Source organism: Streptomyces inusitatus, from assembly GCF_014651115.1.
GTDB classification, from domain to species: domain Bacteria; phylum Actinomycetota; class Actinomycetes; order Streptomycetales; family Streptomycetaceae; genus Streptomyces; species Streptomyces amakusaensis.
This window is the reverse complement of the sequence record NZ_BMWG01000003.1, coordinates 441074-459425: the sequence shown is the minus strand read 5'-3', so window position 1 is coordinate 459425 and position 18352 is coordinate 441074. Positions and strand designations below refer to the sequence as shown.

Annotated in this window: 26 protein-coding genes and 1 pseudogene; 12 read left to right on the top strand and 15 right to left on the bottom strand. The window is 68.4% G+C overall.

Annotation, left to right across the window (positions count from 1 at the left end):
• Positions 1-236 (bottom strand): annotated as a pseudogene (locus tag IE247_RS09580) (ABC transporter substrate-binding protein); the annotation flags it as partial.
• A 185-nt stretch (positions 237-421) separates the two neighbouring features.
• On the opposite strand from IE247_RS09580, the gene IE247_RS09575 reads away from it, so the two are divergent.
• Positions 422-859 (top strand): SCO4402 family protein, encoded by a 438-nt coding sequence (locus IE247_RS09575; RefSeq protein WP_229868930.1) that lies wholly within the window; start codon positions 422-424, stop codon positions 857-859.
• Between the two features lie 53 nt (positions 860-912).
• Entirely contained in the window at positions 913-1764 is an 852-nt protein-coding gene (gene purU, locus IE247_RS09570; RefSeq protein ID WP_190122528.1) for a formyltetrahydrofolate deformylase, read from the top strand.
• Between the two features lie 135 nt (positions 1765-1899).
• Here the strand turns inward: purU and IE247_RS09565 are convergent, their stop codons facing one another.
• The gene (locus IE247_RS09565; protein WP_373305530.1) at positions 1900-3225 is read right to left on the bottom strand and encodes a maleylpyruvate isomerase N-terminal domain-containing protein; all 1326 of its coding nucleotides are present in this window, start codon (positions 3223-3225) and stop codon (positions 1900-1902) included.
• Positions 3222-3803: a sigma-70 family RNA polymerase sigma factor gene (locus tag IE247_RS09560; protein WP_190122527.1), complete on the bottom strand. Its 582-nt coding sequence runs from the start codon at positions 3801-3803 to the stop codon at positions 3222-3224. The genes IE247_RS09565 and IE247_RS09560 overlap by 4 nt, the downstream gene beginning before the upstream one ends.
• Before the next feature lie 212 nt (positions 3804-4015).
• Between IE247_RS09560 and IE247_RS09555 the strand changes: the two genes are divergently transcribed.
• Together IE247_RS09555 and IE247_RS09550 are read left to right on the top strand one after the other, a co-directional pair.
• On the top strand, positions 4016-4390 hold the full coding sequence (locus IE247_RS09555) for an STAS domain-containing protein (RefSeq protein WP_190122526.1): 375 nt from the start codon (positions 4016-4018) through the stop codon (positions 4388-4390).
• A gap of 99 nt (positions 4391-4489) precedes the next feature.
• Complete coding sequence (locus IE247_RS09550; protein ID WP_190122525.1) at positions 4490-5005, top strand: EF-hand domain-containing protein; 516 nt, start codon at positions 4490-4492, stop codon at positions 5003-5005.
• 59 nt (positions 5006-5064) lie between these two features.
• On the opposite strand, the gene IE247_RS09545 is transcribed toward IE247_RS09550, so the two are convergent.
• Positions 5065-5577, bottom strand: a complete 513-nt coding sequence (locus IE247_RS09545; protein WP_190122524.1) for a GNAT family N-acetyltransferase — start codon at positions 5575-5577, stop codon at positions 5065-5067.
• 142 nt (positions 5578-5719) lie between these two features.
• Here IE247_RS09545 and IE247_RS09540 point away from each other — a divergent pair, with 142 nt between their 5' ends.
• The gene (locus IE247_RS09540) at positions 5720-6256 is read left to right on the top strand and encodes a hypothetical protein (RefSeq protein ID WP_190122523.1); all 537 of its coding nucleotides are present in this window, start codon (positions 5720-5722) and stop codon (positions 6254-6256) included.
• 5 nt (positions 6257-6261) lie between these two features.
• Here the strand turns inward: IE247_RS09540 and IE247_RS09535 are convergent, their stop codons facing one another.
• The 3 genes from IE247_RS09535 to IE247_RS09525 form a co-directional block, all read right to left on the bottom strand.
• The gene (locus tag IE247_RS09535) at positions 6262-7164 is read right to left on the bottom strand and encodes a JmjC domain-containing protein (RefSeq protein ID WP_190122522.1); all 903 of its coding nucleotides are present in this window, start codon (positions 7162-7164) and stop codon (positions 6262-6264) included.
• Positions 7165-7179: 15 nt separating this feature from the next.
• Positions 7180-7665 carry a hypothetical protein gene (locus IE247_RS09530; RefSeq protein ID WP_190122521.1) on the bottom strand — a complete coding sequence of 162 codons (486 nt, stop codon included), beginning with the start codon at positions 7663-7665 and terminating at the stop codon, positions 7180-7182.
• Between the two features lie 84 nt (positions 7666-7749).
• On the bottom strand, positions 7750-7992 hold the full coding sequence (locus IE247_RS09525; RefSeq protein WP_190122520.1) for a DUF397 domain-containing protein: 243 nt from the start codon (positions 7990-7992) through the stop codon (positions 7750-7752).
• A 383-nt stretch (positions 7993-8375) separates the two neighbouring features.
• Here IE247_RS09525 and IE247_RS09520 point away from each other — a divergent pair, with 383 nt between their 5' ends.
• The 5 genes from IE247_RS09520 to IE247_RS09500 all read left to right on the top strand — a co-directional run bounded on the left by IE247_RS09520 (position 8376) and on the right by IE247_RS09500 (position 11101).
• Positions 8376-8795 (top strand): hypothetical protein, encoded by a 420-nt coding sequence (locus IE247_RS09520; protein ID WP_190122519.1) that lies wholly within the window; start codon positions 8376-8378, stop codon positions 8793-8795.
• Complete coding sequence (locus tag IE247_RS09515; protein ID WP_190122518.1) at positions 8755-9276, top strand: DUF6879 family protein; 522 nt, start codon at positions 8755-8757, stop codon at positions 9274-9276. The genes IE247_RS09520 and IE247_RS09515 overlap by 41 nt, the downstream gene beginning before the upstream one ends.
• 7 nt (positions 9277-9283) lie before the next feature.
• Positions 9284-10126 carry a helix-turn-helix domain-containing protein gene (locus IE247_RS09510; protein WP_190122517.1) on the top strand — a complete coding sequence of 281 codons (843 nt, stop codon included), beginning with the start codon at positions 9284-9286 and terminating at the stop codon, positions 10124-10126.
• A 10-nt stretch (positions 10127-10136) separates the two neighbouring features.
• A complete protein-coding gene (locus tag IE247_RS09505) occupies positions 10137-10322 on the top strand; it encodes a DUF397 domain-containing protein (RefSeq protein WP_190122516.1) in 186 nt (61 codons plus the stop codon).
• A 239-nt stretch (positions 10323-10561) separates the two neighbouring features.
• Complete coding sequence (locus IE247_RS09500; RefSeq protein ID WP_190122515.1) at positions 10562-11101, top strand: GNAT family N-acetyltransferase; 540 nt, start codon at positions 10562-10564, stop codon at positions 11099-11101.
• A gap of 23 nt (positions 11102-11124) precedes the next feature.
• On the opposite strand, the gene IE247_RS09495 is transcribed toward IE247_RS09500, so the two are convergent.
• Entirely contained in the window at positions 11125-11646 is a 522-nt protein-coding gene (locus IE247_RS09495; protein ID WP_190122514.1) for an SMI1/KNR4 family protein, read from the bottom strand.
• A gap of 104 nt (positions 11647-11750) precedes the next feature.
• Positions 11751-12434 (bottom strand): TetR/AcrR family transcriptional regulator, encoded by a 684-nt coding sequence (locus IE247_RS09490; RefSeq protein ID WP_190122513.1) that lies wholly within the window; start codon positions 12432-12434, stop codon positions 11751-11753.
• A 108-nt stretch (positions 12435-12542) separates the two neighbouring features.
• Between IE247_RS09490 and IE247_RS09485 the strand changes: the two genes are divergently transcribed.
• Positions 12543-13469 carry an NADP-dependent oxidoreductase gene (locus IE247_RS09485; protein WP_190122512.1) on the top strand — a complete coding sequence of 309 codons (927 nt, stop codon included), beginning with the start codon at positions 12543-12545 and terminating at the stop codon, positions 13467-13469.
• A 90-nt stretch (positions 13470-13559) separates the two neighbouring features.
• On the opposite strand, the gene IE247_RS09480 is transcribed toward IE247_RS09485, so the two are convergent.
• Complete coding sequence (locus tag IE247_RS09480) at positions 13560-13760, bottom strand: DUF397 domain-containing protein (RefSeq protein ID WP_190122511.1); 201 nt, start codon at positions 13758-13760, stop codon at positions 13560-13562.
• Positions 13761-13831: 71 nt separating this feature from the next.
• The gene (locus IE247_RS09475) at positions 13832-14545 is read right to left on the bottom strand and encodes a GntR family transcriptional regulator (protein ID WP_190122510.1); all 714 of its coding nucleotides are present in this window, start codon (positions 14543-14545) and stop codon (positions 13832-13834) included.
• A 273-nt stretch (positions 14546-14818) separates the two neighbouring features.
• Between IE247_RS09475 and IE247_RS09470 the strand changes: the two genes are divergently transcribed.
• Positions 14819-15040 carry a hypothetical protein gene (locus tag IE247_RS09470; protein WP_190122509.1) on the top strand — a complete coding sequence of 74 codons (222 nt, stop codon included), beginning with the start codon at positions 14819-14821 and terminating at the stop codon, positions 15038-15040.
• A gap of 109 nt (positions 15041-15149) precedes the next feature.
• On the opposite strand, the gene IE247_RS09465 is transcribed toward IE247_RS09470, so the two are convergent.
• The 4 genes from IE247_RS09465 to IE247_RS09450 all read right to left on the bottom strand — a co-directional run bounded on the left by IE247_RS09465 (position 15150) and on the right by IE247_RS09450 (position 18208).
• Positions 15150-15812, bottom strand: coding sequence for a class I SAM-dependent methyltransferase (locus IE247_RS09465; protein WP_190122508.1), 663 nt, complete (start codon positions 15810-15812; stop codon positions 15150-15152).
• A gap of 48 nt (positions 15813-15860) precedes the next feature.
• Positions 15861-16385, bottom strand: coding sequence for a GNAT family N-acetyltransferase (locus IE247_RS09460; protein ID WP_229868927.1), 525 nt, complete (start codon positions 16383-16385; stop codon positions 15861-15863).
• A gap of 63 nt (positions 16386-16448) precedes the next feature.
• Complete coding sequence (locus IE247_RS09455) at positions 16449-17231, bottom strand: isoprenyl transferase (RefSeq protein WP_190122507.1); 783 nt, start codon at positions 17229-17231, stop codon at positions 16449-16451.
• A gap of 92 nt (positions 17232-17323) precedes the next feature.
• Positions 17324-18208, bottom strand: a complete 885-nt coding sequence (locus tag IE247_RS09450) for an alpha/beta fold hydrolase (protein WP_190122506.1) — start codon at positions 18206-18208, stop codon at positions 17324-17326.
• Positions 18209-18352: the final 144 nt, after the last annotated feature.

The following is an 18352-nucleotide window of genomic DNA, read 5'->3' as shown; positions in this document are numbered from 1 at the left end:
GGCAAATTGGTCCCCCCGGTCTCCTCGGCCGCGAAGGACCCCCCCGCCCCGGGCTCCCCGGAGCCGCCGGAGCCGCCGCCCGGCACCACCCCGCAGCCGGTGACCAGCAGCACCCCGGCGGTGGCTGCCGCCGCTGCCGTGGCGGCAGCCGTCCGGGCCGTGGCGGCAGCCGTCCGGGCCGGGGTGGATCGGGGCCCCGAGGGCCCGGGGGAGGTCGAGCGTCGCCTACGGGTCATGGGCCGTCACCCTTCCGCCGCCCGGGTAACGCGGGTGTGTGCGCCCGTCAACGCGGGGTGTCGGAAAGGTGAATTGCGGGGGGCCTGCGGCGCGCGCCGACGGAGACCGTACGATCGACGGCGTGCACCAGCAAGGACCGGTCCCCTCTTCCCGCCGCGGCCGTCGCTCATCCACCATGGGCGGTATGCCGCTCAATGACATGCCCTGGTGGCGCTGGCGCACCAATGTGCGCTCGGCCCTGCACATGCTCTCCGACCCCGCGTTCCAGCAGGAGGCCTGGCTGGCCGGCCTGGAGGGATACGGCGATGTCACCGACGCCGTCTACCGGCTGGTCGAGGACACCTGGCTGGACAACTGGTCCGCCGAGAAGTACATCGGCACGATCTTCCGCGACTCCGGCGAGGCCACGCTGGTCGACGCCGCCGTGCTGCGGACGCTGCGGATCATGCACCACGTCGGCGCGGACGCCCATGTCTCGGCGTACATGGCGCACCCCGGCTGGCCGGACGCGGTCCGGGCGTGCCGCGAGGCCCATGTGCTGCTGTCGGCCAATGACGGCGAGGACCCGGACACCCCGCCCAGATCGCTCGATGTGCTGCGGATCATAACGCGCACGGGTTGACCGTTCCGTGGACGGCTTCCGGCCGGGGGCCGAGTCTGTGGCACTCTACGAGGATGACCGACCAGTACGTCCTGACCCTCTCCTGCCCGGACAAGCAGGGCATCGTCCACGCCGTGTCGAGTTATCTCTTCATCACCGGCTGCAACATCGAGGACAGCCAGCAGTTCGGCGACCAGGACACGGGTCTGTTCTTCATGCGGGTCCACTTCTCGGCCGAGGCCCCGGTGACCGTGGAGAAGCTGCGCGCCAGCTTCGCCGCCGTGGGCGACTCCTTCCAGATGGACTGGCAGATCCATCTCGCCGAGGAGCCCATGCGGATCGTCCTCATGGTCAGCAAGTTCGGTCACTGCCTCAATGACCTGCTCTTCCGCTCCAGCATCGGCGCGCTGCCGGTCGAGATCGCGGCCGTGGTCTCCAACCACACCGACTTCGCCGAGCTGGTCGCCTCGTACCACATCCCCTTCCATCACATTCCCGTCAACCGTGAGAACAAGCCGGAGGCGGAGGCGCGGCTGCTGGAGCTGGTGCGCGAGGAGAGGGTGGAGCTGGTGGTGCTCGCGCGCTATATGCAGGTGCTCTCCGACGATCTGTGCAAGCAGCTCAGCGGCCGGATCATCAACATCCACCACTCCTTCCTGCCGAGCTTCAAGGGCGCCAAGCCCTACCACCAGGCGCACGCGCGCGGGGTGAAGCTGATCGGGGCCACGGCGCACTATGTGACCGCCGACCTGGACGAGGGCCCGATCATCGAGCAGGAGGTCGAGCGGGTGGGGCACGGGGTGACCCCGGAGCAGCTGGTGGCGGTCGGCCGCGATGTGGAGTGCCAGGCGCTGGCGCGCGCGGTGAAGTGGCACGCGGAGCACCGGATTCTGCTGAACGGCCGACGTACCGTCATCTTCGACTGATACCACTGATACCCATGACCATGGGGCCCGTACCCATAGGGTGGGGCCGTCGGACCATATGACCGCCGTGTGGCGGGGGCGTGCGGGCCCCCGCCACACGGCTCCCTCCGCCGGTGTCCGGTGCCGTCTTCAGCGTCACACCCGGCTCAGGGAAGCGGCCGCGAAGAGCACATCCCTGATCGCCTCCCGGTCGCCGTCCTGTCCCGCCGCCGCTTCCTCCGGCGGGACGTGCCCCGCCACCAGCCGGCAGAACTCGACCCGGTCCAGCGCGACCTGCGCCACCGTCCGCTCGGCCGAGCCCAGCGCCGCCGGAGAGTCGAGCGGGATGTACCAGTCGCCGCCGCCCGCGCCCTCGATCTCCAGCCGCAGTGAGCGCCCCGGGGAGCCCGCCGGGACCAGCTCCCTGGCCGGGCCCGCGAGCCCCGCCCGGCGGCGTCCGGCCAGGGCCGAGGGCAGCAGCCGGGCCGCCAGGTCGACCATCCGGTGCAGATGGGAGCCCCGGGGCGGCTCGTACGGATAGTTCACCGCCTCCGCGATGTCGTCGGCGTGCGTCCAGCATTCGAAGGCGCGGTCCAGCAGGGAGTCCCGCAGCGGCAGCGAGAAATCCCCGTACGAGACGGACAGCTCGGCCACGCCCCGGCTCGCGAACGACACCGTGCGGATCAGGGTGTGGCTCTGGTCCCGCCACAGCTCGTGCACCTCCTCGGCGGTCGGCGGGTGCTCCGACCGCCAGAAGCGCTCGCTGCGCCGCGCCGGGGAGTGCGGCGCGTCGCGGCCCAGCGGATCGTCCAGACCGAGGGCGGCGGAGACCAGTCCGTCCACGGCCATCAGATGCCCGATGACCCCGGCGACCGTCGTCTCCCGGTGCGCCTCCTCCCGGCCGTCGAACCACTTCAGCCGCACCGGGTGGTTCCACTCCGCCTTGCCGATGTCCCTCAGCAGTGCGTCCAGCCGGGCGGTCTCCGCGTCATAGGGCGAGGCCCACTCCGGCACCGGGATACGGGCGGGCCGGCGGCCCAGACAGTTCTCCAGGACCCGGAACCGCAGCAGCGGATCGAGGTCCAGATCGCGTTCGGTGTGCAGCAGCGAGACCGCGTCGCGCAGTCTCAGCGCCTCGTCGGCGCAGGGCGCGCACTCGCCGAGGTGCTCCTCGACCGCCTCGGTCTCCCCGGCGGAGCAGGCGGAGAGCGCCCAGGCCCCGAGGAGGGACTTGAGCACGCTGTGGGACGGGGGCTTTTCCTCGTCCACCGGCGCGCCGGGCCCGGGCCCGGGCTCGGGCGGTCCGTGGCCATGGTCCGGGTCGTGGCCGTGGTCGTCGGCGGCGGAGCGGGGTCCGGGTATGCGTGGTGCCTCCCGCCGGTCCGCGCCGAGGCGGCTCTCGGGCCCGGCGGGGCTCCCGTACCACTCCTGGCCGTCGTCGCCGCCGCTCTCCTCGCGGCCCTCGTCCAGCGGCCCGTTCACGAGGAGCGTCCGTATCCGGGTGGCGAGGAGCCCTCCAGCGGGCGGCTGTGCGCGGTCGACAGCAGCTGGAGACCGAGCCGCAGCCTGCGCCGGGCCTCGTCCTCGCTCACTCCGAGGTCCTCGGCGGTCTGCCGGTAGTCCATGTGCTGGTGGTACGCCCGCTCCAGCGCCGCCCGCAGCGGCGCGGGCATCGAGGTGACGATGTAGTCGGCCCGGGCCGCCACCGCCGCCCGGCGCACCTTCAGCTCCAGCTCCTCCGGCGAGCCGCCCCGGCCGGCCGCGAGCGCCGCCGCCTCGCTCTGGCGGAGCCGGTGCACGGCCTGGCTGTTGGTCAGCTTGGCCATCCAGGAGCGCATCGAGCCCTGCTTGGGGTCGTACGCGTCGGGGTTCTCCCAGACATAGCCGAACACCTCACGGGTCACCTGGTCCGCCGCCGCGTCGTCGTCGAGCACCCGGTGCGCCAGCATGTGCACCAGCGAGGCGAACCTGTCGTACAGCTCGCCCAGCGCGGCCGCCTCTCCCCGTGCCAGCCGCTGCTGCATCCTGTGGTCCCAGCGCGGCGGTGTGTCCTTTGCCATACGGCCCCCAAGCCCCAGCCCGTGCCCTGCGTCGTGCTCCCGAGTCTTTCCGTACCTGTCCCCCTCCCCGCGAATGTAATGCGCGCGGATACTCGCGTACGCCCCTTTGCTTCAAGTGCGCCCCCCGGGGAAGGCCGAGGTGATAGGGGCGGACGCCCCTGGAGGAATGTGCGGTGACATGATGCTCAATGCCTGTTAAGGGAGGTTTTGCGGTGACGCTCACTGTGGGCGAGGCCAGGCAGGGCGGCTGGACCGTGCTGCGCGTCCGCGGCGAACTGGACCTCGTGTCCTCGCCGGAGGTCCGCCGCGAGGTGCACGCCGCCGTGGCGGCGGGCCACCGGGAGGTCGTCCTCGACCTGTCCGACGTGCTGTTCTGCGATTCCAGCGGGGTCGGCGTCCTCATCGCCGCCCGCCGGCTGCTCCACTCCTGCGGCGGCCGGCTCCGCCTCGTACTCCCCGACCGGGGCCCGGCGGAGGGCTCCCATGTGAACCGGGTGCTCGGCGCGCTGGGCGTGCGCCGGCTCTTCGATGTGTACGCCGACGCCTCATCAGCCACCGGGGACGAGCCGGAGGCCCTCCCCGCGTGAGCGCCCCCCGGCGCGTTTCCCGGGGCGCGCCGTCCGCCGGATCCGGTGAATTGGCGGGTACTTGCACGCGTCAGCCATCCGGGGCCGTACGCTCCCCGCATGGACAGCGCAGAGTACGAGCGCAAGATCGCGTCTCGCTTCGCCGCCTTTGACCAGGACGGCAACGGCTATATCGACCGGCAGGACTTCAGCGGGGCGGCCGCCGCCCTGCTCACGGAGTTCGCCACCACCGCCCGCTGTGCGCGGGGGCAGGCCCTCTACAGCGGCGCGGAGGCGTTCTGGCAGGGCATGGCCGGCATCGCCGACGTGGACGGTGATCAGCGGGTCTCGCGGCAGGAGTTCGTCACCGGCGCGGTGAAGCGCCTCCGGGACAACCCCCACCGCTTCGCCGAGATCGCCCGCCCCTTCCTCCACGCGGTCGTCGCCATCGCCGACGAGGACGGCTCCGGCCTCACCCTCACCGCCGTCGAGCGCGTACTGAAGGTCCTCGGTGTCGACCCCTCCCTCGCGAGCGCCGCCGCGCGCGCCCTCGACGCCGACGGCGACGGCCGCGTCACCGAGGAGGAAGTGCTGACCGCACTCGCGTCCTACTACGTGACCCCCGAGCACCCGTAACAGCCCGCGCCCCGGGGCCCGCCGCCGTCACCGGACGACGGGCCCCTCCTTCTCTACGGTCAGCGCACCAGCTCCGCCGCGAGCAGATCCATCAGCAGCCCGTCGTGCCAGCCGCCGTCCGAATCCCTCTCGTACTGCCGCATCACCCCGACCGGCCGAAACCCCGCCTTCGCGTAACACCGGATCGCCGCCGCATTGTCCGCCGCCGGATCGATCGTCAACCGATGATGCCCCTGATCATCGATCAAATGCCGCGCCACCACCCGCACCGCATCCGTCCCCAGCCCCTTCCCGTGCACCGCCGGATCCAGATACAGATCAATCCCCGCATGCCGGTAATCCGGCTCCTCCTCCGCGGTCCACTGAATCAGCCCCACCACCCGTCCCCCATACTCAATCGCCAGACACCGCGTCCCCGGATCCCCCAAATCCTCCGCGGTCTCCGCCGCCAGATCCTCCCCACCCCGCCATCTCGCCCGCACTTCGGGCGTGGCCCGGATCGCGGCCAGCGCGGGGATGTCAGAAGTTTCGGCGGGGCGCAGTACGACCAAATCACCGTGCAGCACAGTCATGCCCGAAGACCCTACGGGCCGGGACCCTCTGCCGAAACGGTGTTTTCGCGTCGCGGCCCGGGGGCCTGGCCGAGCAGCCCGCCCCCGGGGCGCCCCAGGCACAATGCCGGGTGACAGAGCCGTATGCCCCCGGGGGGAAACCGTGAGCCGACCATTGCTCTTCCTCGACGTGGACGGGCCCCTCAACCCCTATGCGGCCCAGCCGGAAAGACGTCCCCACGGCTACACGACCATCAGAGTGCCCCGCTCCAGCACGGCGACCGAGACCCACCAAGGGCTCCGGGGCCCCCGACCCCTGCGAGTCTGGCTCAACCCGGACCACGGGCGGGCCCTCCTCCAGCTCGACTACGAGCTGTGCTGGGCCACCACCTGGATGGACCGGGCCAACCACTGGATCAGCCCCGTACTCGGCCTCCCCGAACTCCCCTTCGTCGACTTCGGCGACGCCCTGCTCCGAGAACGCCCCGACGGGGTCCACTGGAAGACCGGTCCACTGGTCGAGTACGCCGACGGCCGTCCCTTCGCCTGGGTCGACGACGAGCAGAGCGACCTGGACGAGGAGTACGCGACCTCCCACCACCGGGGTCCCGGGCTGCTGCACCACGTCAACCCGCGAATCGGTCTCCGCGAGGACGACTTCCGCGCCCTCGCGGACTTTGCCCGAACGGCCGACGAATAGCTGGATCAGGCGGAGTGGTCCAGCTCTGTCAGTGCCGCCTCGCGCACTTCCGGAGCGATCTCCGACAGGTCGAGCCCTTGGAGATGGTGGATCAGAGCCACACGTGTTTTTGAAAGCTGCTGGCCAAGTTCGCCCCCGCCCAACTGGCCAGGGCGAAGGATGCGACGGAAGCCGGGGTTGTTGATCGCGCTGGCCACCAGCTTCTCGGCCAGCCACAGAGGAGTGCGCTCCCTGATCGCGAATGTGAGGTGAATGCTGTGCTCATCGGAGCCCAGAACATGAGGGTTGTGGACCCATCCGCGAGGAAGCAGGAGAGACTGCCCGGCTTTGAGGTCCACCTCCACATCGGGCCCTGCCGCCGTCCACTTCGAGACGGAATCCTCCCGCCAGACCCTCCAGCTTTCGTTGTACTCCCGCATGGGGGCCTCGACCGGAGGGCGCCAGAGCTGCCACCGCTTCGTACCTGAGATCTGAACGATAACGGCCATCTGCTGATCCCAGTGATGGCGAAGCCCTTGGTGTCCCGGGGGAGTCAGGAAGGCGTGGACGTAGTTGGAGCAGCCCGTCTCCGTCTGGATGTCCTGAGAGACCTCAGCCAGGTCAGGGACGACTCGCTGAAGGTTCCCCAGACGAATGGTGTGACCGCTCTCGTAGAGCCGAGCGAGCTTCGCCCGATCCGTCCTGCCGTCAGTCGTATACGCCTTCTGGCTCAGCGACGGGTTGGGGGCCTTGACGACCGCGATCTCGTCAGCTGGGACACACCCCCTGTAGACGTAGCCCCGGATGGTTTCCGCGGTAACCGTTTCGCTGAGTGCCGCCTTGCCGCGCTCGAACACGCGCGGCTCCTCGGGCCACATGAGCATCAGCTCAGTCACACCGTTCTCAGGCAATAACAGGCTCAGAGACATGGCCAGTCCTTCGGCTCAGGAGGGAGGGAACGGGCACGGGATATCCGGGTGAAAGCGGTTCGGACAGCACACCACGGAGAGCGACACCATGGTTTGTGAGCGGGTGTAGTGCACCCAGCTCACATCAACGCCGCGAGGAAGGGCATCCGCAGCGTGCTCCAACTTCTGCTCCAAGGCGCAGTAGGCCGCCTTGCCGTCCGCATGCTCGAACGGCGAGCTCTCTTGGTGGCGCTTTATCAGCCATGCCAAGGCGGATTCAGGGTTGGTCCAGGTGAATTCCTCCGCGCTCTGGTTGCGCTTGAGGAGCCAGTGGCCGGTCATCAGAGGCGGCAGATTGGAGGTCAGGAACTCATTCGCGGCATCCCGGTACCGGGCCTTGTCCTCTTCCTTGGCCTCGGGTGGAGGGGGGACCGGGTATGGAGGCCGGCGGTTGCCTTCCCGCGCATAGCTGACGGGGGTACCCGTCCACCCGTAGCCGTGCCAGTGGCCGTACCAGCTCAAGGGGGTTTCCCCTTCCTGCAATCTGACGAGGGGCCGCCCCCATTCGGCTGGGGGCGGCCTTCCTTGCGGAGAAGCGAACCGCGTCTAGCTGAGGGAGAGGCCCCTCATCCTGGCGTAGCCGAGGACGAGGTCGTCCATCTCGGCGGTCGTGGCACGCAGCTCGTAGCCGGCACCCTCAGGCTTGGTGTCCTGAAGGACGAAGCCGTCCGCGACGCCAGGGATGGCCGCCAGGTTGATGCAGGACTCGTGCTCGCCGCCGAGGTTCCCACCGCAGAAGTTCTGGAACACGGCCCCCTCGATCGGGGCTGTATAGAGGTTCTGAGCCATGAAGTGAAACTCCTTTGTGCGTCAGGTGTCGGGATCAGTGGTCTCCGGGCCTGTTCGCTCTGATGGCCTGCCCCGGATGGCTTTGCCAGGTACCGCCGCCGGGCGGGACCTGCTTGCCGCAGGTCTTCGCTCGGTGGGCGAACTCCTACGCTTTCGTCGGCCGCAGGGTGACGGAAACTGTGTCGTAATCCGTCGGCGACCTTGCCGGTGTCGATCTCCGCCGGGATGCGCAGCTTGGGTTCGAGAGGAACCTAGAGCTGTGTCTGGCCAACGTCCAAGAAGTTTGCGCGAGTTTGCGGCAAGTCGTTTGACGAGGTCGAACACCGAGGCGACTATCACCGGGTCGCGCAAACTGATGCAAGGCAGCAGTTGGGAGAACGGCCATGAAGCTACGGTTGCTTGGTAAGAATTCCAACATCGGGGACTGCCCCACGCTCTACGCAACCGACCGGGACACGTACCTCGTGCAGGGGTGGAAGATCTTCGCGGACGACCTGCTCAAGCAGCTCGACATCCCTGAAGGGTGCACAGCTGTGGAGGTACCGGCAGAGCTGTTCGAGTACCTGAAGAAGGATGGTCTGTCTGCCGGAGAGATTCGGCGGCCGGCGGACCCGATCATGATCCTCACGCCTGGCGGTACGTTCGTTGTCCAGGGGCGCGAGGTCATCGACGCTGAGGCCCTGTCTCAGATGGAGATTCCCGACTACGAGACCGTGGTCGAAGTGTCCAAGGCCGCGATTACTGCCCTACTGGAGGAACCGCGTGGAGCTGATCTCCAGCGCCGAGCGCAACCGGCTCTTTGAGAGCTTCGAGAGCGATGCCTTCCATCTGGAGCTGAGGGACGATTACTCCGTCCCGGACGAGGACGGCCCGTACGCGAGCTGGCTCCGAGGCGAGTCGGTTGACAACTCCTACATGGAACCGTGGCTCGCCATGGTGAGACAGGTGACGAGGAGGGGGAGGACCGTACGTCGAGTGCGCGTCGTGACTGAGCCGCACACCCCCTACATCCAGTGGGAGTACGCCACCACGCCGGTCAACGTGGAGGCCGGCGAGCGAATCCGTTGGATCTCCAGAGTCGCATTGTCTCGCCACGCCCTTCCGGTCGGAGGCAACGACTGGTGGCTGTTTGACGACAAGATCCTTGCCGTCGGTCACTTCGACGAGGATGGTCGGGTCCTTGGGTCGGAACTGATCGACGACCCCTCGGCTGTCGCGCAGTGCGCCCATATCCGAGACGCCCTCTGGGACACTGCGATCCCGCACAGCGACTACAAGCCCTGACAGATCAGTGAGCAATCAAGCACAAGAGGTCCGCGAGGCGCTGGGCGCCCGACTGCGTGCGTTTCGGAAGGACTCCGGATTCGCGAGTGGTCGGGCGCTGGCCAACGCACTCGGGTGGCCGGAGTCGAAGATCTCTCGGCTTGAGCACGGAAAGCAGAACGCCAGCGAGCAGGACATCAAGGACTGGTGTGAGAAGACCGGCCAGGAAGAGCAGATCCCAGACCTGATCGCCACTGTTCGGCACATCGACGAGCTATGGGTGGACTGGCGGCGGCAGCTCAAGACCGGAGCCGAGGCCAGGCAGAAGAAGGCACTGCCCCTCTACGGCAGGACCAGGGTCTTCCGGATCTGGCAGCCCAGCATGATCTGGGGCACGTTCCAAACAGCCGACTATGCCGCCGCTGTGTTCGAGCAGGCCGTGAGTTTCTACGAGATCCCCAACGACACCGAGGCTGCGGTCGCGAAGAGGATGGAGCGGCAGCGGTACCTCTACGAGGGGAATCGGGTCTACAACGTCCTGCTTGGTGAGCAGGCCCTGTACTCCAACGTCGGAGGAGCAGAGGTGATGAGGTCGCAGCTTGACCGTTTGATGGTGCTGATGGGTATGGCGCGGGTGAGCCTGGGCATTGTGCCCAAAGCTGCGTCCACAAGTGTCTGGCTTGGCCACTCGTTCTCCATGTTCGACGACAGGATCGTCCTGGTGGAGACATTCTCTGCCGAGATGTCAGTGGCCCAGCCTCGGGAAATCGATCTCTATGCGAAAGCGTTCGCCCTGTTGAAGCAGTCGGCCGTGTACGGGTTGACAGCCAGAGCGCTAATACGGTCTGCCCGTAAATTCTTTGAAGGTTGAGAGGGAGAATATGACTGAAGAGCCGAATTGGCGGACGAGTTCCTATACGAGCACAGAAAGCTGTGTAGAGGTCGCGGACGATGGCCCTGGCGTGGTCCTGGTTCGGGATTCGAAAATGAGAGACCGAGGAGGAATGGAACTCCGGCCGGCTGTCTGGACTGTATTCGTGGAATTCAGCAAAGGCGCCAACCTCTAAAGGTCTGGCGCTATCTGGGGTGCATGGCAGGAGTCTATTTCGCAGCGATCGGACGAGTTGTCAGGGCTGAGGCGAAGGGTTGTGGCCGTGGTCTTGGAGATCAGTCCGATCGTGGAAGTCGTCGCCGGGCGCACCGAGGTCGCCGCTACGCCAAGGTCATCCTCTGTGGTGGAGGGGCTCAGTGCGATGTCCCGCGGAATCCGATGGCGAGATGCGGCTTCGGTGTCAAGAATCGGCGGATGCGTGAAGTGAGACTGTCCGACGGGATCATCGCTCTGTCGCCGCTGCGCCTGGACGATGCGGAGGTGCATCTCGCGGGGGAGGACGAGCCGCTGGTTCGCTGGCTCAATGGCGGTCCCGGCACGCGCGAGGGCGTTGAAGCGTACTTCCGGCACTGCCGGGAGCAGTGGGACACGGCCGGGCCGCTCCGTGCTTTCGGTATTCGGGTGGGTGCCGACGAGGTGCTCGCCGGGACGGTCGACCTGCGGTTCGCGGGAGAGGGGCTGGCTCCCGGCCAGGTGAATGTCGCCTACGGCCTCTATCCGTCGTGGAGGGGGCGTGGCCTGGCTACTCGTGCGGTCCTCTTGGCGTCCCGGTACGCGGCCGGTGAGGGCGGGGAGGAGGCGGTGATCCAGGTGGAGCCGGATAATCCGGCGTCCGCCGCAGTCGCCCGGAGGGCAGGGTTCACCCCCGGCAAGCAGCCGCAGAGCAAAGACGGTGCACGGTTCGACTGGTACATCCGGGATCTGCGCGCCGCTCGCTGGGGCGGGGGGATCTGAGGCCGCACCTGCTGGTGGGACTGTTAGGCCAAGGACTCGTAGAACAGACGGGCCGGAGGGGCGCAACCCACCATGACGTCCTCGCCCTTGAGGTAGGCCAGCAGCCAGTCGCTGAACGTCATTTCGTAGAGTTCGTACTCGCCGGTGTCCATTTCCTGTACGACGACGGCCCAAGGCGCTGAAGGCTCATGTGGTACTCGCAGGAGGATCTCTTCCGCTGTTGTTCCTCTTGCGATCGGCAGCAGCTCTCCGGGCCGGGATCCAACCTTACTGGGAAGGAACTCCGCCAGCTCTTCTTCTTCCATGTCAAGCCATGACTCGATCGACTCCTTGATGCTTTCACCCAGGTTCCGGAACCGATGGCCAGGGTGGTCAAGATATAATTTTTCGCTGATCAGGACTGGGCCGTAGGCGTCGGTTATCTCCCGGAAATCGGCGGGGAAGGAGACCCCGAGCTCCTGTTCCAGCTGGATCCACGGAGCGGGATCCGACCAATTGAAACCGGGCTCCCCCAGCAGTGCCTTGATTTCCTCAAGTGTCGCCATTCTTCTCCCCTTGCGTACAGGCGCGCGAGAACGCGCGAGCCGACTCCGCCGAAGAGTACGGCCCGCCACTGACAACGAGGTTGACGGCCGTGCCGGACAACCGGTCACCCTGTTCGACGCGGTGGCTTGTAGAGGTCGTCAAGGCGGAGTGGCGCGGGCTGGGGCAGAGGAGTGCCGTCCGCCGGAGGGCAGGACTGGAGGAAGTAGGCGAGCAGACGGCGGGACGCGGCCATGGAGGACGCCGCCGGGGAGTCCCGTACGACGCCGTTGTTGGCCAGGAGCAGCAGGGTGACGTCGCTGGGGTCGAAGTCCTGGCGCAGCTGTCCGGTGTCCTTCGCGCGCTGTACCAGCCGGGCGAGGCCCGTCTCGGCGCGGGTGCGCTCGTGGTGGACGTCGGGCGCGTCGGGGAATTGGGAGAGGAACGCGGCGCTGAAGCCGCGGTCCTGGGCCTGCATCGTGCACACCTTGGTGAGGACGTAGCGAAGTCCGCGCCAGGGGTCGTCGTCCTGGAGGGCCTCGTCGAGGGCTGCGACGCACTGGCCGAGCTGTTCGGAGAAGGCGGCGGCGATCAGCGAGCCGCGTGTCGGGAAGTGCCGGTAGAGGGTGGCGGCGCCCACGCCCGCTCTGCGGGCGATCGCGCTGGAAGGCACGTCGGCGCCGTTGAGGGCGTACGCCTCGCGGGCGGCCCGGAGGAGCCGGGCGCGGTTGTGCCGGGCGTCGGCTCTCTGCCCCGGGGCGGGAGGGCCGGAGGCGGAGGAGGGCGGGTTCCGAGGCAGTTGGGCAGGCATGTCTCCCACTTAACCGCAAACGGAAGAGGTCGACCGTTTAGCGGATTAGCGTGATCTGGTGCCGCGGTGCCTCGCGGTCCCCTCTACGGCAGGGAGAGCTGGTTTTCCATGTTCGCTGTGCGATACCACCGCTACGGCGGTTCCGAGGTCCTTCGCGTGGAGGAGGCCGAAGAGCCGCATGCCGGGCCCGGTCAGATCCGCATCGCGGTGCGCGCCACCGGGGTCACCCCCGCTGACTGGTACCTGCGCTCGGGGATGCTGCGGTCCATCGTCACTGTGGAGTTCCCCCATGTCCCCGGCATGGATGCCGCGGGAATCGTCGACGAGGTGGGAGAGGGCGTGACCGGCACCGCCATGGGAGACGCGGTCTTCGGCCTCGTCCCCTTCCTGGACCAGGGAGGCGCCGCGGCCCAGTACGCCGTACTGGAGGCCTGGGCGTCCAAGCCCCGGTCGTGGTCCTTCGAGGAGGCGGGTGGTGCCGCGGGCAATATCGACTCCGCCACCCGTGTGCTGGAAGCGCTGGGAGCCGCCGAAGGCATGACCCTGTTGATCGATGGTGCCGCCGGAGGCGTCGGCACCATCACCGCACAACTCGCCCAGGCCCGCGGCCTCACCGTGATCGGCACCGCGAGCGAAGGCAACCACGGCTTCCTCGACCGGCTCGGCGTCCTACCGGTCACCTACGGGCCGGGACTGGCCGACCGCCTTGCCTCACTGGCCCCACTCGGCGTCGATGTGGCCCTGGACGCGGCCGGCAAGGGCTCCCTCCCCGAACTGGTCGCCATCGTCGGCGACCCGCACCGCGTGGTGACCATCGCGGACTTCGACGCCGACCGGCACGGCGTGCGGTTCTCCCGCTCCGAGCCCGGAGAGTCACCGGGCTGGGCAGGGCTTCCCCTGGCGGCCGACCTCGCCGACCGCGGCCGCCTCACCGTCCCGCTGCACGCCGTGTTCCCGCTGAAGGACGCCGCCACAGCGCATGACGTCAGCGCCACTGGTCACGCACGCGGCAAGATCGTCATCACCGTGCCCTGACACACGGACACTTCGACGCTTCGGGCCACGACCGGCGGCCGTCAGCCTTCGACGGCCATCCGGACGGGGGTTCTCCAGAGCCGACGGGCCTCAGCTCACGTCGGTGTTGCGGGCGAGCGTCACCAGGCCGGTGAAGGCGGCGGGGGTGAGCATGAGGACCGGGCCGTCGGTCTGCTTGCTGTCACGGACGGGGACGACGCCGGAGGGGGCGTACGCGGGGGCCACCTCGACGCACTGGCCCCCGTCGTTCCCGCTGTAGCTGGACTTGATCCAACCGGTCAGGTTGCTCATTGGTTTGCTCCTTGGCGAGTTGCTGAAGACGGGACACTGGCGCTGCGGACGACAACGAGTCGGCGTTCTGACTAAAGGGTGTACTCGTAGCCGATCGTGAGGTCGGTCGGAAGGCACCATTCGCCGTAGCAGATCAGCCCTTGGTCGTCCGCCCACTCGTGAGCGCCTGCCAGGATCGGGCTGCCGACCGCGACAGTCAGCAGACGCGCTTCCCGCTCGTCCGCGTTTCTGCCGTGCATGGCGTCACGGCCCGACGTGACGCGGCGTCCGGTGGTCTCCTCGATCCGTTGCAGCACGCTGTCGGCCTTCGCCGGTGAGGTGGAGAAGATGTCGGGCACATTGCCGAAGGTCGCCGGATACCAGTCCACGGCGAGCATGAGCCGATGCTGACCTTTGCCGGTCACGTACTCACGGCGGATGAGCTGGTCCCCGGGGTCAAGGTCGAACAGTTCCGCCAGATACAGCGGCGGAATGAAAAGACCGGCGAACGTCACCCGCGCGGTCTCGCCACGAGCGAAGAGCGAGCCCGTCCTTATCGTCCGCGCCAGCCGGTCCCGCGCGGACGCGGCACCTTTGGGGCGTTCGGCGACGAAGGTGCCGCGATGTGTCGTGACCACGTAGCCCTCGACCTGTAGCCAGGACAGGGCGTTCCGGATCGTCGCCGTGGCCACGCCGTGCTCGGTGGACAAGTCCTTGATCGACGGCAGCCGATCACCGGGAGAGAGGTCACCGTCTCGGATCTTCGTTCGGTAGTGCTCCGCGATCTGCTCGTAAGGATGCGCCATGCGAGTCACCATCCCACCTTTGAGCTAGTTCGCCCAAGGAGCTTGCTAGCAGAACTAGTTGCCCATGTCTTCGAGCTAGCTCACTCACTCAAGGTGAGCAAATGGCTATGCCATGGGCTGCCCTTGGGGTGTGCCCCCCCTCGGCACGTTCAACGGACAAGAGCATCGAAGTGAGGCCAGACGCAATGAGACAAGCAGCGAGGACCGACAGCGCACGGGCCGACGGCGGTACGGATCTCCGCCCCTCGCCTCCTGGTGGCACTGAGGGTCGGCATGAGTGACGGTCTCGCGGTCGGCACGCTGGCGTACGACGCCAGGGCGAGGCGGGTGGGTGTGGTGATGGGCGAGTGCGGTACGCGGTGTGCGCTGAGGCCTCCGCAGGGTGGGCGGGAGTGGGACGCGGCGGTGGAGGACGTCCGCCTGGCCACGGCCGCCGACTGGCTCTCGGCGGCCGTGGCCGCACGGAACGAGATCAGCCGGAAGAGGCGGCCCTGATGCGCGAGCGCCACTGCCCCGACCCCCACTGCACACGGAAGAAACGCAAGCCGTGCGCGACCGGCGACGGCGGCGACGGCTGACAGGCCCCGTCGCTGCCAGGACCTCTTCAGGCCATTACCGCGCGGCCGATCAGGGTTCCGATGTGACCTTGCGTCGGGGCGTCCAGTTCGTACACTTCCGCTGTCGGGAATCCGGCCTTGAGCAGAAGGCTTTCCCATTTCCGGAGCGTGTAGCTGTAGCGGTAGGTGTACATCGCCTTGCCCGCGAACCCGCCCTTGTACATTCCCTGCGGCCCATACGCCCCGGGGATGGCCGGAGGATGCGAGAACGCGAGGACGCCGCCCGGGTTCAGCCGGGCGGCGATCAAGGGGAGGAGCTTGGCCGGGTCGGTGAACCAGACGGCGCCGAACATCGAATAGACGGCGTCGTACGTCTCCGTTGTTTCGGCCAGGTACGAAAGCACCTCCGCGCAGACGAATCGGACTCCCGTGGGGCCCCAGCGCTCCGTGGTGTTCGCCACCATGACCGGAGACATGTCGACGCCGGTCGCCTTGATCCCCTGCTGGGCGAGGTACGCGAGGGCGCGGCCAGTGCCGCAGCCGACTTCGAGGACGGATTCCGGTGTGCCGAGGAGTTCGGGCCCCGGCCCGTGCCCGGCGTACTGCGTCCACCGGAAAGAGGGATCCGACTCGAACACGTCCTTCCGGGTGCTCTCGGCGTAGGTGTCCCAGAGTTCGCGTTCGCTGTCGAGGTTGTGCCGTGCGGGCAACGGGGCGTCCTTCAGGTCTGGTTGCAGGTACGGCAGTGCCGTGCCGGTTCAGTGGCCGTTGAAGCGGTCTTCGAGGTCTTCGATTCGCTGGGCGCGACGGCCCATCAGATACATGGGGCCGTGGGTCTTCCTCATCTCGTGGATGAGTGTGAAGCCCTGCCGCTGGTAGTAGGAGACGAGACTCGGGAAGCGGCAGCCTCGTCGTACCCACTGTCTGCCCTCGCGGGCCGCGCGGTCGACGGCCCACAGGGCGATGAGCGCGCCGGGTTTGGCTTCGCGCAGGGCCGGGTCGGTGACTGTGCTGTACAGGTACAGGGAGGGCTGGGCGAGTTCCTCTGCGGTCCAGGCCATGGGGGGCGTGGTGTCGGTCACCGTCGTACAGCCGATGGCTCTGCCGTCGGCCTCCAGGATGAACATCGACCCGTCCGGGCTCGCGGTGAGTGCCGCGAGCTTCTCGGCGTCGGCGCGCCAGCTCGGCATGCCGTGTTCCTCAAGCCATGCGGAGCGGGCGAGGACGATGCCGGTGACGGATTGGACGTCGTCGGGCCGGGCCGGCCGAATGGAGAACCTCACTCGGATTCTCCGGAGTCGCGGGCGGCCCGGGCCGGGTCGGAGGCCGGGAAAGACATTGAAGAATTATTTGCCGAAGCGGCGCTCGCGGTTCGCGTACGAGCGGAGGGCGCGGAGGAAGTCGACGTGGCGGAAGGCGGGCCAGTAGCAGTCGACCCAGTGCATTTCGGCGTAGGCGGACTGCCAGAGGAGGAAGCCGGAGAGGCGCTGTTCGCCGGAGGTGCGGATGATGAAGTCGGTGTGGGCGGCGGTGGGGGAGTAGAGGTGGCGGGAGATGTCCTCGATTTCGAAGCGTTCGACGAGTTCGAGGGGGTCGCCGCCGGAGGAGATGTGGTCTTCGAAGGCGCTTTTGACGGCGTCGACGATTTCGCGGCGGCCGCCGTAGCCGATGGCGATGTCGACTTTGAGGCCGCCGCGGCCGGTGGTGGTGGAGGTGGCTTCCTTGAGGACGCGGGCGCTGGCGCCGGGGAGCATGTCGAGGGAGCCGATGACCTGGACCTCCCAGGGGCGGCCGGGGGCGGTGATGTCCTGGACGGTCTCTTCGATGACTTCGATGAGGGGGACGAGCTGTTCGGCGGGGCGGCCGAGGTTGTCGTCGGAGAGCATGAAGAGGGTGACGTGCTCGATGCCGGCGGAGGTGCACCAGCCGAGGAACTCGGTGGCTTTGGCGCCGCCGGCGCGGTAGCCGTCGCGGACGTCGGAGAGGCCGGCCTGCCGGGCCCAGCGGCGGTTGCCGTCGAGCATGATGCCGACGTGTTTCGGGCGCGGGAGCCCCGCCAGGGTGGAGGCCAGGCGGCGTTCGTAGACCGCCTCGATCGGCCGCCGGAGGAACAGCGGGAGCAGCTTCATGGACCATCTCCATCGCGCGTCGGGGAACCCTTGGCGGACGCTATCAGGGGCTTGTTCGAGACCTTGGCGGGCCTCTCCAATGACGGTGCTGATCAGGCCACTTGTCCAGGCGGGCGGGACTCGCCCCCGGAGGCGGGCGGGCCTGGACCGTCGAGCAGGCCGGCCAGGTGTGCGGGGCGCTCTTCGACCACGAGGTGGCCGGCTTCGGGAACGATGCCCAGCTCGGCTCCGAGCGTGGCGCGCACTGCCGGGCGGAGTCTTCGCGGCGGGAGGAAGACGTCGTGCTCGCCGGTGACGACCAGCCGGGGGATCGGCCGTGTGGACAGGGCGGCGGCACCGGGCGCCCCGCTGGAGCGCGCGTGTCGTGCGACCAGTGTCATCCAGTCCACCAACTCGTCGCGCGGTGAGTTGCCGGGGGCGAGCATGGCGCGCAGGAGCCGGGCGCTGCGCGGGGGTGTGGGCCGCAGGAACCAGGCGGTCGAGGCGGTCAGCACGGTGGTGGTCAGCCTCAGCCGGGTCAGTCCGCCGGGGGAGACCAGAAGGAGCCGGTTGATGTGGGGGGAGTCGCTGGACAGGGCGATGGCCGCACCGAAGGAGTGGCCCATCACGGCCACCGGCCCGGACGGGATCTTCTCGATCACTTCGCTCAGCCATGCCCCGTACCAGGACAGCCGGCCGCCGGAGAGGCCGCGTTCGCCGGAGCTGAGGCCGGGCTGGCCCGGGACGTCCACCAGCAGGACTCGGTGACTGGCGGCGATCAGGGCCGTGGCCAGCGGCAGGGACGTGGCGGCGTTGAAGTTGGTGCCGGGTACGAACACGACTGTCGTCGCGCCGGATCCGGCGAGCACCGTGTGGGTCCGCGCGCCCTTGGCCGTCACCGTTGCCCGTTCGTGCGGCACCGGCCATGCGTCCAGTCGGTCCAGGCACCAGCGTCGGATGAGCTCCCTGCCCGGCGTGCTGCGGTAGATGGAGTTCACCGGTTGAGTATCACGCCCCGGTCCGCGCGATGGCGAGACCGGGTCCGGCGGGCGGCCACCGCCGAACCGGGGTGCGTCCGGCCGCCCCTCCCCCAAGAGGTCAGGGGGCCGGGGGGGCCACCAGGCAGGGGCAGGGGCGGTCGG

Coding starts and splice junctions, on each gene's coding strand:
- IE247_RS09535 (WP_190122522.1), bottom strand. CDS start 7,164: ATGTCTCTGAGCCTGTTATTGCCTGAGAACGGTGTGACTGAGCTGATG.
- IE247_RS09520 (WP_190122519.1), top strand. CDS start 8,376: ATGAAGCTACGGTTGCTTGGTAAGAATTCCAACATCGGGGACTGCCCC.
- IE247_RS09545 (WP_190122524.1), bottom strand. CDS start 5,577: ATGACTGTGCTGCACGGTGATTTGGTCGTACTGCGCCCCGCCGAAACT.
- IE247_RS09550 (WP_190122525.1), top strand. CDS start 4,490: ATGGACAGCGCAGAGTACGAGCGCAAGATCGCGTCTCGCTTCGCCGCC.
- IE247_RS09525 (WP_190122520.1), bottom strand. CDS start 7,992: ATGGCTCAGAACCTCTATACAGCCCCGATCGAGGGGGCCGTGTTCCAG.
- IE247_RS09475 (WP_190122510.1), bottom strand. CDS start 14,545: ATGGCGCATCCTTACGAGCAGATCGCGGAGCACTACCGAACGAAGATC.
- IE247_RS09505 (WP_190122516.1), top strand. CDS start 10,137: ATGACTGAAGAGCCGAATTGGCGGACGAGTTCCTATACGAGCACAGAA.
- IE247_RS09470 (WP_190122509.1), top strand. CDS start 14,819: ATGAGTGACGGTCTCGCGGTCGGCACGCTGGCGTACGACGCCAGGGCG.
- IE247_RS09500 (WP_190122515.1), top strand. CDS start 10,562: ATGCGTGAAGTGAGACTGTCCGACGGGATCATCGCTCTGTCGCCGCTG.
- IE247_RS09575 (WP_229868930.1), top strand. CDS start 422: ATGCCGCTCAATGACATGCCCTGGTGGCGCTGGCGCACCAATGTGCGC.
- IE247_RS09480 (WP_190122511.1), bottom strand. CDS start 13,760: ATGAGCAACCTGACCGGTTGGATCAAGTCCAGCTACAGCGGGAACGAC.
- IE247_RS09485 (WP_190122512.1), top strand. CDS start 12,543: ATGTTCGCTGTGCGATACCACCGCTACGGCGGTTCCGAGGTCCTTCGC.
- IE247_RS09490 (WP_190122513.1), bottom strand. CDS start 12,434: ATGCCTGCCCAACTGCCTCGGAACCCGCCCTCCTCCGCCTCCGGCCCT.
- IE247_RS09455 (WP_190122507.1), bottom strand. CDS start 17,231: ATGAAGCTGCTCCCGCTGTTCCTCCGGCGGCCGATCGAGGCGGTCTAC.
- purU (WP_190122528.1), top strand. CDS start 913: ATGACCGACCAGTACGTCCTGACCCTCTCCTGCCCGGACAAGCAGGGC.
- IE247_RS09495 (WP_190122514.1), bottom strand. CDS start 11,646: ATGGCGACACTTGAGGAAATCAAGGCACTGCTGGGGGAGCCCGGTTTC.
- IE247_RS09560 (WP_190122527.1), bottom strand. CDS start 3,803: ATGGCAAAGGACACACCGCCGCGCTGGGACCACAGGATGCAGCAGCGG.